The following is a 12,904-nucleotide window of genomic DNA, read 5'->3' on the forward strand; positions in this document are numbered from 1 at the left end:
ATGAAAATTCGTTCACAAGTGGGCATGGTGCTGAACCTGGACAAGTGCATCGGCTGCCATACCTGCTCGATCACCTGCAAGAACGTCTGGACCAGCCGCGAAGGCATGGAATACGCCTGGTTCAACAACGTCGAGACCAAGCCCGGCATCGGCTACCCCAAGGAGTGGGAGAACCAGGACAAATGGAAGGGCGGCTGGGTGCGCAACCCGGACGGCTCGATCAACCCGCGCATCGGCGGCAAGTTCCGCGTGCTGGCGAACATCTTCTCCAACCCCGACCTGCCGAGCATCGACGACTACTACGAGCCGTTCGACTTCGACTACCAGCACCTGCACACCGCGCCGCTCGGTGAGCACCAGCCGGTGGCGCGGCCGCGCTCGGCCATCTCCGGCAAGCGCATGGAGAAGATCGAATGGGGCCCCAACTGGGAGGAAATCCTCGGCACCGAGTTCGCCAAGCGGCGCAAGGACAAGAACTTCGACCAGGTGCAGGCCGACATCTACGGCGAGTACGAGAACACCTTCATGATGTACCTGCCGCGCCTGTGCGAGCACTGCCTCAACCCGGCATGCGCGGCCTCCTGCCCGAGCGGCGCGATCTACAAGCGCGAGGAGGACGGCATCGTCCTCATCGACCAGGAGAAGTGCCGCGGCTGGCGCATGTGCATCAGCGGCTGCCCGTACAAGAAGATCTACTTCAACTGGAAGAGCGGCAAATCCGAGAAGTGCATCTTCTGCTACCCGCGCATCGAGGCCGGCCTGCCCACCGTGTGCTCGGAAACCTGCGTCGGGCGCATCCGCTACCTGGGCGTGCTGCTGTATGACGCCGACCGCATCCACGAGGTGGCCAGCACGCCGAGCGAGCAGGACCTGTACCAGAAGCAGCTGGAAATCTTCCTCGACCCCAACGACCCGAAGGTGATCGAGCAGGCGCTGGCCGACGGCGTGCCGCTGTCGGTGATCGAGTCCGCGCAGAAATCGCCGGTGTACAAGCTGGCGGTGGACTGGCAGCTGGCCCTGCCGCTGCACCCGGAATACCGCACCCTGCCGATGGTCTGGTACGTGCCGCCGCTGTCGCCGATCCAGAACGCCGCCGCCAAGGGCGCCGTGAGCATGGACGGCGTGCTGCCGGACGTGGACAGCCTGCGCATTCCCGTGCGCTACCTGGCCAACCTGCTCACCGCCGGCGACGAGCAGCCGGTCAAGCTGGCGCTCAAGCGCCTGCTGGCGATGCGCGCCTACAAGCGCGCGGAACAGGTCGACGGCGTGCAGGACCTGCAGGTCCTGGCATCGGTGGGGCTGTCGGTGGCGCAGTGCGAGGACATGTACCGCTACCTGGCCATCGCCAACTACGAGGACCGCTTCGTCATCCCTTCAGCGCACCGCGAGGAGGCGATGAGCGATGCCTTCGCCGAGCGTTCCGGTTGCGGCTTCAGCTTCGGCAGCGGCTGCAGCGGGTCTTCGGACACCAACATGTTCGGGGCGAAGAAGGCCAATCGCCGCGATGTGCTCAAGACCGTGCAGATCTGGGAGGACTGAACCATGCGCATTCTCAAGGTGATCTCCCTGTTGCTGGACTATCCCGACGAGGCGCTGCAAGGCGCCCACGCGGAGCTGGAGGCTGCCCTCGGAGGCGCCCGCGAGATCAGCCCCGACCAGCGTGGCGCGCTGCTGCGCCTGCTCGACGAGCTGGCCCGGGAAGAGCTGATGGACGCCCAGGAACGCTACACCGAGCTGTTCGACCGGGGCCGCGCGCTGTCGCTGCTGCTGTTCGAGCACGTGCACGGCGAATCCCGCGATCGTGGCCAGGCCATGGTCGACCTGATGGCCCAGTACGAGGCCGCGGGCTTCGCCATCGGCGTGCGCGAGCTGCCCGACTACATCCCGCTGTATCTGGAATACCTGGCCAGCCGCGAGCCGATCGAGGCGCGTGAGGGGCTGGCCGACGTGGCGCACCTGCTGGCCCTGCTGGCGGCGCGCCTGGAGGAGCGCGAGAGCCCCTATGCGGCCTGCTTCCGCGCGCTGCTGCAGATCGCCGGCGAGCAGCCGGCGAGCGCGCTGGCCAAGGTACGCGAACAGGTGGCCGGCGAGCCGCGCGACGACAGCCTGGAGGCGCTCGACAAGCTGTGGGAGGAGGAGGCCGTGGACTTCCTCAAGGCCGAGCAGCAGGAGCGCTGCCCGAGCCAGACCACGCGGCCGGGCAAGGTCCGCGAAGAAGTGCCGGTGCCGGTGCACTGGATCGATTTCAAGCAGGATGGGTCGGCCGCCGCGCCGGCCCGGGAGGTGCGCAATGGCTAACCTGAATCTACTCGCCTTCGGCGTGTATCCCTACATCGCCCTGGCGGTCTGCGTGATCGGCAGCTGGGCGCGTTTCGACCTGTCGCAGTACAGCTGGAAGGCCGGATCGAGCCAGATCTTCAACCGCACGCCGGCCGAGCACCGCTACATGCGTATCGCCAGCAACCTGTTCCACGTCGGCGTGCTGTTCGTCCTGGCCGGCCACTTCGTCGGCCTGCTGACGCCCGCGTCGATCTACCACCATGCGATCTCCACCGAAAACAAGCAGCTGCTGGCGATGGTCTCCGGCGGTTTCTTCGGCGGCCTGTGCCTGATCGGCCTGCTGATGCTGCTCTACCGACGCCTGAGCGACGCGCGGGTGCGCGCCAGCTCCAGCTGTTCGGACGTGCTGGTGCTGCTGGTGCTGCTGGTACAGCTGCTGCTCGGCCTGGGCACCATCTACGCCTCCACCCACCACATGGACGGCTCGGTGATGGTGATGCTGGCCGACTGGGCGCAGTACACCGTGACCCTGCAGCCGCAGCTGGCCGCCGCCGCGATAGCGCCGGTGAGCCCGGTGTACAAGCTGCACGTGTTCCTCGGCCTGAGCCTGTTCGTGCTGTTCCCCTTCACCCGCCTGGTGCACATCGTCAGCGCGCCGGTCTGGTACCTGGGCCGGCGCTACCAGATCGTGCGGCAGAAGGCCTGAGACCAGACCTGCAGGCTCTGACCTGTGGAAATGGACCTGTGGAAATGGACCTGTGGAAATGGACCTGTGGGAGCGGACTTGTCCGCGAGCTTTTCACCCGGAATTACCCGTAGGCGGAAGGCAAAACTCGCGGCCAAGGCCGCACCCACGCTCTGCGAATGAAACCGACTGATCGAGGAGATCCCATCATGGGTTGTGGATGCGGTGGTAACGGAAACGGTGGCGGCTGCAGCGGTGGCCAGCCGAGAGTGGAAATCCCGGCCAATGCGCCGGTGGTGCAGGAAGTGGTGCCCGACTCGCGGCCCGGCGCCGACGAGCCGGAGGCCGACGAAGGCGAAGAGGACGAGCCAGCCCCCGAGCTGATCGCCAGCAGCGAGCAGGAATGGCCGCGGATCAAGGTCAACGGCCTGCCCATCGCGGTGGAGGCGATCGCCCAGGAGCTGCAGTACCACCCGGCGGCGAGCCGCCGCGAGGCGGTGTTCCTCGCCGGCCAGGCGCTGGTGATCCGCGAGCTGCTGCAGCAGCGGGCGGCCGCGCTGGGCCTGCAGGTGCGCGCCGCCGGCGGCGAGAGCGAGGAGGAGGCGCTGACCCGCACCCTGATCGAACTCGAGGTGCCGCTGCCGCGGGCCGACGAGGACACCTGCCGGCGCTACTACGAGCGCAACCTGGCGCGCTTCGCCAGCGCGCCGCTGCTGGCGGCGCGGCACATCCTGCTGGGCTGCCCGGCCGACGACGCCGAGGCACGCAGCCTGGCCCGGGAACGCGCCGAGGCGCTGATCGCCGAGCTGCGTGGCGAACCCGGGCGCTTCGCCGAGCTGGCGCTGGCCCATTCGGCCTGCCCGTCGAAGGAGCAGGGCGGCTCGCTGGGGCAGATCAGCCAGGGCCAGACCGTGCCCGAGTTCGAGCGCCAGCTGCTGCGCCTGCCGCTGGGCCTGGCCACGCAACCGCTGGAGAGCCGCTACGGCTTCCATGCGGTGCAGGTGGACCTGCGCATCGAGGGCCGGCAACTGCCGTTCGAGACGGTGGTCGGGGCGATCCGCGCCGAACTGGACCAGCGGGTCTGGCAGGTGGCGGTGGCCCAGTACCTGAAGAACCTGGTGGGCGAGGCGGACATCCAGGGCATCGTCCTGGAAGGCGCCGACTCACCGTTGCTGCAGTAGCCCGGATGCCATCCGGGCTACGTGAACTGGACGGGATGATGATGGACGCACAACTGCAGGACAGCTTCGGTCGCACCATCGACTACCTGCGCCTGTCGGTCACCGACCGCTGCGACTTCCGCTGCATCTACTGCATGGCCGAGGACATGACCTTCCTGCCGCGCCAGCAGGTGCTGACCCTGGAGGAGCTGGAGCGGGTGGCGCGGCTGTTCGTGGCCAACGGCACGAAGAAGATCCGCCTGACCGGCGGCGAGCCACTGGTGCGCCCCGGCGTGGTCGGCCTGTGCGAGCGCATCGCCGCGCTGCCGGGGCTGCGTGAGCTGGTGATGACCACCAACGGCTCGCAGCTGGACAAACTGGCACGGCCCCTGGCCGAGGCCGGCGTGCGCCGCCTCAACATCAGCCTGGACAGCCTGCGCCCCGAGCGCTTCCGCGCCATCACCCGCACCGGCGAGCTGGCCCAGGTGCTGGATGGCATCGTGGCGGCGCAGGCGGCCGGCTTCGCCAACATCAAGCTGAACACCGTGGTCATGCACGGGCGCAACGCCGACGAAGTGCTCGATCTGGTCGAATTCGCCGCCCGGCGTGGCCTGGACATCAGCTTCATCGAGGAGATGCCGCTGGGCCAGGTCGGCCGCGAGCGCGGCGAGAGCTACTGCTCCAGCGACTGGGTGCGCGAACGCATCGGCGAGCGCTTCGCCCTGCTCGACAGCGCCGAGCAGAGCGGCGGTCCGGCGCGCTACCTGCGCCTGGTCGACTTCCCCGGCACGCGCATCGGCCTCATCTCGCCGCACAGCCACAACTTCTGCGCCACCTGCAACCGCGTGCGGCTGACCACCGAAGGGCGCCAGCTGCTGTGCCTCGGCCACGAGCACTCGGTGGACCTGCGCGCGCTACTGCGCCGCCACCCGGGCAATGACGAACCGGTGCTGGCGGCCATCCGCGCCGCGCTGCCGCGCAAGCCGCTGCGCCATGAATTCGCTGTCGGCGACGTGCAGATCCTGCGTTTCATGAACGCCACCGGCGGCTGACGCCCGTTCCTCCCTCCAGCCTGGTCGCCAGGCGGGTTGCCACGCTTGCCGGCGGGCAGGGTCGTCTGTCGCGGGCGTGGCTTTTTTGGGGCTATGTTCTCGTGATGTGTTGCACGTAGCCGTAGCCATAGAAGCAAGAGCCCAGTCCGCGGTCGCGGCAGGTAAAGCCGTCAAGCAACTCGGAGCTGGAGTCCCCGTCAGGAGGCCGAGCGGAGGTGTTGCGCAGGGGGACGAGCCGCAGGGATGCGGCGAAAGAACTGGGCGTCCCCGCATAACGGGCCATGGATGGCCCGTGTATGCCGTGCCCCCGGAGCAGCACCGGAGGGAGGGAACCCCGCCGCAGGCGGGGCCGGATGCCGGGGTGGCCTTCTCTTTGGTTACTTTCTCTTGGCCAAACAAGAGAAAGTGACTCGCCCAGGAGGGCGAAACCAGAACTTTCATGCAACTGGATAAACAGCCGGGGATCGTAGTTGCCGATTTATCGGTGCGCGCAGCGCACCCTACGAATCACAGGCCTTCGCCCAATGGGCACATAGCCTTTTTCGACCGTTTCCCGACACCCAGTCGCGTCCATGCGCGAGGGCGACGAAGTGAAACGGCTCACGGATGCCATCGCTCCCGACTTGATCGTGATCAATTTCTGATCACCGCCTCCTGGCGTAGATTCACATCATCTTGTGTGTCAAAGATAAATTCATAACTAGATGATGTGTTCAGGGGGTAGTGAATGAATCCGCAGCAACCGCCTTACCGGCCCCGCACGCTGCTCAAGCGCGACGGCAGCGAGGTGTCGTTCGACCTCGGCAAGATCGAGCGCGCGATCGCCGCCGCCGGCCAGGCCACCGGCCAGTTCGGGCCGTACGAAGCGAAGGCGCTGGCCGACGCGGTGCTGTCCCGGCTGCTGGAATTCCGCAGCCTGGGCGTGGAGCAGGTGCAGGACAAGGTCGAGCTGGTGCTGATGGAGGCCGGCTACTACGACACCGCTAGGGTCTACATCGTCTATCGCGAGCGCCACGGTCGCCTGCGCCGCGAGCACAAGACCCTGGTCGACGTGGCCGCGTCGATGAACGAATACCTGCGCCGCGAGGACTGGCGCGTGCAGGCCAACGCCAACCAGGGCTATTCCCTGGGCGGGCTGATCCTCAACGTCTCCGGCAAGGTCACCGCCAACTACTGGCTGGACGAGGTCTACAGCCCGGAGATCGGCCGCGCCCACCGCGAGGCTGACCTGCACATCCACGACCTGGACATGCTCGCCGGCTACTGCGCCGGCTGGTCTCTGCGCACCCTGCTGCACGAGGGGCTCAACGGCATCCCGGGGCGGGTCGAGGCGGGGCCGCCCAGACACCTGTCGAGCGCCCTGGGGCAGATGGTCAACTTCCTCGGCACGCTGCAGAACGAGTGGGCCGGCGCCCAGGCATTCAGCTCCTTCGACACCTACCTGGCGCCCTACGTGCGCAACGATCGGCTGGACTACGAGCAGGTGCGCCAGGCGCTGCAGGAGTTCATCTACAACCTCAACGTGCCGTCGCGCTGGGGCACCCAGACGCCCTTCACCAACCTGACCTTCGACTGGGTCTGCCCCGAGGACCTGCGCGAGCAGGTGCCGGTGATCGGCGGGGTGGAGATGCCGTTCTGCTACGGCGAACTGCAGGCGGAGATGGACCTGATCAACCGCGCCTACATCGAGGTGATGATGGCCGGCGACGCCATGGGCCGGGTGTTCACCTTCCCGATCCCGACCTACAACATCACCCACGACTTCCCCTGGGACAGCGACAACGCCACGCGCCTGTTCGACATGACCGCGCGCTACGGCCTGCCGTACTTCCAGAACTTCCTCAACTCGGACATGCAGCCCAACCAGGTGCGCTCCATGTGCTGCCGCCTGCAGCTGGACGTGCGCGAGCTGCTCAAGCGCGGCAACGGCCTGTTCGGCTCGGCCGAGCAGACCGGCTCGCTGGGCGTGGTGACCATCAACTGCGCGCGCCTCGGCCACCTCTACCGGCAGGACCTGCCGGGCCTGCTGCGGCGCCTGGACGAACTGCTGCAGATGGCCTACGAGAGCCTGGAGGTCAAGCGCAAGGTGATCCAGCACCACATGGACGCCGGCCTCTATCCCTACACTAGGCGCTACCTGGGCACCCTGCGCAACCACTTCTCCACCATCGGCGTGAACGGCCTGCACGAGATGCTGCGCAACTTCTCGGGCGACACCGAAGGCCTGCACACCGAGGCCGGCCGGCGCCTGGCGCTGCAACTGCTGGACCATGTGCGCGAGCGGCTGGTGCGCTTCCAGGAGGACAGCGGCCACCTCTACAACCTGGAGGCGACGCCGGCCGAGGGCACCACCTACCGCTTCGCCAAGGAAGACCAGAAGCGCTATCCCGATATCGTCCAGGCCGGCACCCCCGAGGCGCCTTACTACACCAACTCCTCGCAGCTGCCGGTGGGCTTCACCGAAGACCCGTTCGAGGCGCTGGAGCTGCAGGACGCGCTGCAGTGCAAGTACACCGGCGGTACCGTGCTGCACCTGTACATGGCCGAGCGCATCTCGTCGGCGCAGGCCTGCAAGCAGCTGGTGCGCACGGCGCTCGGTCGGTTCCGCCTGCCGTACCTGACCGTGACGCCCACCTTCTCCATCTGCCCGGTGCACGGCTACCTGGCAGGCGAACACGAGTTCTGCCCGAAATGCGACGAGGCACTGCTGCACAAGCAGTCGTGCTGCGGCGCCTGCGGCTGAACCAGAGTCCACCCACCGCAAGGAGCAACATCCCATGAAACAAGCCATGCAACTGCCCGAAGCCCAACGCCAGCGCTGTGAAGTCTGGACCCGGGTGATGGGCTACCACCGCCCGGTATCCGCCTTCAACCCGGGCAAGCAGTCCGAACACCGCGAGCGCCGGCATTTCAGCGAGCCGCGATAGCGCGCCATCCCACTCGCAATGCTGCTCACCTGAGGACTGACCGGATGCGCTCAGTCCTTTCGCTGCAGCGGGTGAAGGCCATGAACGAACCCTGTGGGAGCGGACTTGTCCGCGAATCTTCGCTGCCAGTTCCATTCGCGGACGCCCAGCTGCTTCCACGGGGTCAAGGCACTCGCCAGCACACCCCATTGGGACATGGCCCAGGTGAACGGCATTACCCACCCCGCCCGGATCTTTCGGGCGGCTTCCTCCGGAGTCCCTGATGAATGCCTCCTGCAGCCGGTCGCAGCACCTGCGCGAATTCTCGCTGAAGGTCGGCGGGCTGTTGCCGCTGACCACCATCGACTACCCCGACCACATCGCCTGCGTGCTGTTCTGCCAGGGCTGCGCCTGGCGCTGCCGCTACTGCCACAACCCGGAGCTGATCAGGGCGCAGGCGGAAGGCGCGGTGGCCTGGCATGAGGTCGTCGCCTTCCTGCGCAAGCGCCAGGGGCTGCTCCAGGCCGTGGTGTTCAGCGGCGGCGAGGCTACCCTGCAGTCTGCCTTGCCGGCCGCCATGCGCCGGGTGCGCCAGCTGGGCTTCAAGATCGGCCTGCACAGCGCCGGCATCAAGCCGAACGCGCTGCGCCGCGTGCTGCCGCTGTGCGACTGGGTCGGCTTCGACATCAAGGCGCTGGAAGAGGACGCGGCGCTGATCACCGGCGTCTCCGGCAGCGGGCGGGTCAACTGGGAAAGCCTGGAGTTGCTGATCGCCAGCGGCGTGGACTTCGAGTGCCGCACCACGGTGCACTGGCACCTGTTCGACTGCCAGCGCCTGCAACGCCTGGCCGAGCGCCTGGCCGCCGTCGGCGTGCAGCGCTTCGCCGTGCAACTGGCGCGCCCCGGACGCATGCTGGACCCTACCCTGGGCAACGCCCCGACCCCGGCCGAGGCCATTGAACTGTGGCCCTATCTGCAACAGTTGTTCGCCCGCTTCGAGCTGCGCGATATCTGAAAGCCTGTTTCGCTCGCGGCCACTGACTCCGCTGGTGCGCATGGCGCACCCTACGGCCCTGCGAATCGCGTTACCAGCCCCAGAACTGCAGCCACCAGCAGTAGCCGAGCAGGGCGTTGGCCAGCAGCAGGCCGGTCATCGGCGCCAGCCGTTGCCGCGCCGGCAGGCGCTGGCAGACGCGCCAGCCCAGCCACAGGCTCCAGCAGGCCGCGCCCAGCAGCAGGGCGCCTCGCGCGGAGGGCACCCAGGACAGGACCAGGCCTTCGTAGCGCAGCAGCTTCACCGTGGTGGAAGACAGCCCGAGGAACAGCCCCGCGGCGCCGGGCGGCACCAGGCACAGCGCCAGGTGGCGGGCGAAGGCCGCCGACTGTCCGGCCATGCGCCCACCGAGCCCGAGCAGGAGCCGCAGCGATCCGCCCAGCACGAGGCTGCTGGCGGCGAGGTAGAGGCAGATCGCCAGACCGTCGAGCCAAGTGAACGCATCGTTGTTCGACGGGTAGTGGGTCAGTAGCCACCAGGGGGCCGAGGCCTGCAGCGGCCAGAAGATATCGTGCCCGACCAGCCATTCGGCCATGGCCTGCTTCAGGGCGATGAACCAGGGGCTGACCGTCCACTGGAAGGCGCCCATGGCCAGGCCGATCACCCCGTACAGCAGCAGGCGCGACTCCCAGCCGTCCGCCTCGCCGCCCAGGTCGACGATCTCCGCGCTGCCGGAGCGGGCGATCAGGCGCACGGCGTCGCGCTGCCCGCTGCAACGGCCGCAGGCATGGCAGGCGGACGCGCCCTGCATGCGGCGGATATCCAGCAATGGCGCGCAGTTGGGCGGCGGGCGGTGAGGCGGAAGATTGGCCCGCCAGCGCTGCTCGTCCACTTGGAAATGCACCGGCGCCAGCTTCGCCAGCAGGGCAAACACGCCACTGACCGGGCACAGGTAGCGGCACCACACGCGCTTGCCGCGGCCATAGAGAAAACCCACCAGCATCGCTGCGAGGGTGGAGCCGCCGAGGATCAGCAGGGCCGCCTGGGCATAGTCGTAGACGCTGATCAGCTGGCCGTAGAGGGTGGTCAGCAGGAAACCGACCGTGGGCCAGCCGGCCCAGCGCATCCAGCGTGGCACGCCGCGCCCCAGGCCGCGCTGGCTGGCCCACTCGCTGAGCGCCCCTTCGGGGCACAGCAGGCCGCACCACAGGCGGCCGAACAGCACCACCGAGAGCAGCACGAAGGGCCACCAGATGCCCCAGAAGACGAACTGGGCCAGCAGCGCGAGGTTGTCCAGGATACGCGCGTGGGTATCCGGCAGCGGCAGGGCGGCCGGCACCACCAGCAGCGCGGCGTAGACCAGCACCACCGCCCACTGCAGCCGGCGGATCAGGCCGGCATGCCGGCGCATGCCGTCGCCCAGGGCGGCGAGCCGGCGATTCAGCGCGGCGTTCATGCGGCGCTCCGGGGTGTCTCCTCGGCGGGTTGGCGCGCCGCGCGCCGCCAGCGGTAGGCGAGCAGCCAGAAGCCGGCCAGGGTCAGCACCGCGACGAGGGAGGGCATGGCCCGGTAGCCGGTCAGCCCGGCGATCATACCGCCCAGGCGCGAGCCATCGTCGAGCCAGGCCGAGCTGTCCCAGAGCGGGTCGCCCAGCCAGCCGTAGAACCGTTCGGGCAGGTCCATGCCCATCCATTGCCCCGTGGCGCGGTCGAGGGCGTTCATCAGCATGGCGCCGCCCAGCGAGATCATCAGCAGTTCGCTGATGGCGAAGAAGCGCCGCCAGTCCAGCAGGTGGCTGCCGGCCTGGAGCAGGGCGAAACTGAGGGCCCCGAGCAGCACGCCGAGTCCCGCGCCGAGCAGCATCGACGAGGCGCTGGCCGCGCCAGCGGCGCCGTAGAGGAAGATGGCGATCTCGCTGCCTTCGCGGGCCACGGCGATGGCCGCGAGAAGCATCAGGCCACTGCGCCGGCCCTGGGTCAGGGCGTGCTCGGCGCGGCTCTCCAGGCTGCCGCGCAACTGCCGGCCGTTGTGCCGCATCCACATCACCATCTGCAGGATCAGCACGCTGGCCAGGGCGCTCATGGCCGCCTGGAACCACTCGCCCGCCGGGCCGCTCATCCAGTTTCCCGCCAGGATCATCAGGGCCGCCAGCAGCGCCGCCAGGGCGCCGCCGCCGAGCACACCCAGCCACAGCAGGTGGAAGTGCCGGTGCCCGTCGTGCTGACGCCTCAGCCAGGCATGGAGCAGCCCGATGACCAGCAGGGCCTCGATGCTTTCGCGCCAGACGATCAGAAGTGCCTGTTCCATGTCCGCTCCTACTGCGCCTCGATGTAGCCGCCCGGCAGGTCGAGGTGGAATTCGTCGAAGAAGGTGTAGCGCCCCGGCTTGAGCGGGTGGATCACGACGAACGAGGTGACGCCGGGGCCGAGCACCTTCTCCACCCGCAGGGGCAGGCTCTCGAACTCGACCGGCCCCTGGCCGACGTTGCGCACGACGATCTTGAAACGCTGGCCCGCCGGCACCGTCAGGCTGGGCGGCGTGAAGTGCCCGTCGCTGATGCTCAGCTCGTAGCTCGGCAGCGGTGCGCCCCAGGCCGGCAACGCCAGCAGCGCCAGGAGGACGAAGAGGATTCTCATGCGGGTCTCCGCGTGTCGGTTGGTTCCGCAGCCGTGGGAGCGGCCTTGGCCGCGAAGCTCTTGCAGTGCTTTGCCGGTTCGCGGCCAAGGCCGCTCCTACAGTGGTGCATATCTATTGGCTCGCCGCTGCTCAGTAGCCACCTTTCTTGCCGATACCGGCGTAGGTGAAGCTGTATTCCAGCTCACAGGGCTCGAACCAGGGCGCCACGCCGGTTTCCTTGTCGGTGTGGCGGCCGAAGGCGTGATGGTCGCCGCCGGGCGCGGCGACGCGGTAGGTGAGCTGGTACTTGCCGGGGCCATCCAGCTTCACGTTGTCGCCGTAGTGCGGGCCGTCGCTGGCGACCATAGCGTGGAATTCGCCCTGGATCAGCTTGTCGCTGCCCACCCGCTGCAGGGTGTAGCTGATGGACAGATAGGGAACGAAGCTGCCTTCCTGGAAGCCGTGGCAGTTGTCTTCCAGGGCGCTGATATCGGCTTCCATGTGCACGTCGGACTCGGCCGCCGGGCGCATCATCCCGGGCGGGTCCATCACGATCGGCTGCAGGTATACGGCGCCGACCTCCATGCCGGCGCACTGTTGGGGCTCGCCGATGGGGTATTCCTTCGCGCTGGCGGAGGCGGTGGCGAGGAGGGCGATCAGAGGCAGCAGGGTAGAGGTCTTCATGCGCTGGGTTTCCGGTTCGGAGATGACCGGGCCAGCGTAGGAAGGTTGAGGATTATCGATAATGATTCTCGTCAATTTTTATGAAGAGAGAGAGAGGTATCACCATCGGGGTATGGCATGTTCGCCGCCTACGTCCGATCTTGGCGGAGGCCAATTTCCTGGAGCCGACAGGTGAAAGATCAGCAAGCGTTGCTCGCCGTCGTATGGCTGCTGCACCAGAACCAGGTCGCCCTGGCGGACTCGATGCAGCTGATGTCCCGCTGGTTCCTGCGCAGCGGCGTCTCCGAACTCACCCTCGAACTGCAACCGAAAATGGAGGAGATGCTGGCCAACTGCATCTCCATCAACCACGCCCTGGTGGGGCTGGAGGAGCGCTTGGCAGGACTTGGCGAGGGGCAGGGCGCTCATGCTCCGTAGGGTGCGCCGCGCGCACCAAGGGCGTACGCGGGCTTGCCGGTGCGCACGGCGCACCCTACGGCAATACCGCCACAGCCAATGACGGAGCCAAAAAAACACCCTGCCGGGGC

13 protein-coding genes are annotated in these 12,904 nt (G+C 67.7%); 9 read left to right on the forward strand and 4 right to left on the reverse strand.

Annotated elements, in window-relative coordinates; all coding sequences use genetic code 11:
- The 8 genes from narH to N5D30_RS13615 all read left to right on the forward strand — a co-directional run bounded on the left by narH (nucleotide 1) and on the right by N5D30_RS13615 (nucleotide 9,098).
- Nucleotides 1-1,539, forward strand: coding sequence for a nitrate reductase subunit beta (narH, locus tag N5D30_RS13580; RefSeq protein WP_279909425.1), 1,539 nt, complete (start codon nucleotides 1-3; stop codon nucleotides 1,537-1,539).
- Between the two features lie 3 nt (nucleotides 1,540-1,542).
- Complete coding sequence (narJ, locus tag N5D30_RS13585; protein ID WP_279909426.1) at nucleotides 1,543-2,298, forward strand: nitrate reductase molybdenum cofactor assembly chaperone; 756 nt, start codon at nucleotides 1,543-1,545, stop codon at nucleotides 2,296-2,298.
- Entirely contained in the window at nucleotides 2,291-2,986 is a 696-nt protein-coding gene (gene narI, locus N5D30_RS13590) for a respiratory nitrate reductase subunit gamma (protein WP_220815784.1), read from the forward strand. The genes narJ and narI overlap by 8 nt, the downstream gene beginning before the upstream one ends.
- 188 nt (nucleotides 2,987-3,174) lie before the next feature.
- Nucleotides 3,175-4,146 carry a peptidylprolyl isomerase gene (locus N5D30_RS13595; RefSeq protein WP_279909427.1) on the forward strand — a complete coding sequence of 324 codons (972 nt, stop codon included), beginning with the start codon at nucleotides 3,175-3,177 and terminating at the stop codon, nucleotides 4,144-4,146.
- 41 nt (nucleotides 4,147-4,187) lie between these two features.
- Nucleotides 4,188-5,177, forward strand: coding sequence for a GTP 3',8-cyclase MoaA (gene moaA / locus N5D30_RS13600; protein ID WP_279909480.1), 990 nt, complete (start codon nucleotides 4,188-4,190; stop codon nucleotides 5,175-5,177).
- Between the two features lie 727 nt (nucleotides 5,178-5,904).
- Complete coding sequence (locus tag N5D30_RS13605) at nucleotides 5,905-7,920, forward strand: ribonucleoside triphosphate reductase (protein ID WP_279909428.1); 2,016 nt, start codon at nucleotides 5,905-5,907, stop codon at nucleotides 7,918-7,920.
- A gap of 34 nt (nucleotides 7,921-7,954) precedes the next feature.
- Nucleotides 7,955-8,104 (forward strand): anaerobic ribonucleoside-triphosphate reductase, encoded by a 150-nt coding sequence (gene nrdD / locus N5D30_RS13610; protein WP_220815095.1) that lies wholly within the window; start codon nucleotides 7,955-7,957, stop codon nucleotides 8,102-8,104.
- A 262-nt stretch (nucleotides 8,105-8,366) separates the two neighbouring features.
- On the forward strand, nucleotides 8,367-9,098 hold the full coding sequence (locus N5D30_RS13615) for an anaerobic ribonucleoside-triphosphate reductase activating protein (RefSeq protein WP_279909429.1): 732 nt from the start codon (nucleotides 8,367-8,369) through the stop codon (nucleotides 9,096-9,098).
- Nucleotides 9,099-9,168: 70 nt separating this feature from the next.
- Here N5D30_RS13615 and N5D30_RS13620 read toward each other — a convergent pair whose 3' ends face one another.
- From N5D30_RS13620 to N5D30_RS13635, 4 genes are all read right to left on the reverse strand, one after another.
- A complete protein-coding gene (locus N5D30_RS13620) occupies nucleotides 9,169-10,533 on the reverse strand; it encodes a 4Fe-4S binding protein (RefSeq protein WP_279909430.1) in 1,365 nt (454 codons plus the stop codon).
- The gene (locus tag N5D30_RS13625) at nucleotides 10,530-11,384 is read right to left on the reverse strand and encodes an FTR1 family protein (protein WP_279909431.1); all 855 of its coding nucleotides are present in this window, start codon (nucleotides 11,382-11,384) and stop codon (nucleotides 10,530-10,532) included. The genes N5D30_RS13620 and N5D30_RS13625 overlap by 4 nt, the downstream gene beginning before the upstream one ends.
- 8 nt (nucleotides 11,385-11,392) lie before the next feature.
- A complete protein-coding gene (locus N5D30_RS13630) occupies nucleotides 11,393-11,713 on the reverse strand; it encodes a cupredoxin domain-containing protein (protein ID WP_279909432.1) in 321 nt (106 codons plus the stop codon).
- Nucleotides 11,714-11,843: 130 nt separating this feature from the next.
- Nucleotides 11,844-12,377, reverse strand: coding sequence for an iron transporter (locus N5D30_RS13635; protein WP_279909433.1), 534 nt, complete (start codon nucleotides 12,375-12,377; stop codon nucleotides 11,844-11,846).
- 171 nt (nucleotides 12,378-12,548) lie between these two features.
- Between N5D30_RS13635 and N5D30_RS13640 the strand changes: the two genes are divergently transcribed.
- A complete protein-coding gene (locus tag N5D30_RS13640; RefSeq protein ID WP_279909434.1) occupies nucleotides 12,549-12,794 on the forward strand; it encodes a hypothetical protein in 246 nt (81 codons plus the stop codon).
- The last annotated feature ends 110 nt before the right edge of the window (nucleotides 12,795-12,904 follow it).

It is taken from the genome of Pseudomonas sp. GD03875, from assembly GCF_029840585.1.
GTDB classification, from domain to species: Bacteria; Pseudomonadota; Gammaproteobacteria; order Pseudomonadales; family Pseudomonadaceae; genus Aquipseudomonas; species Aquipseudomonas paralcaligenes.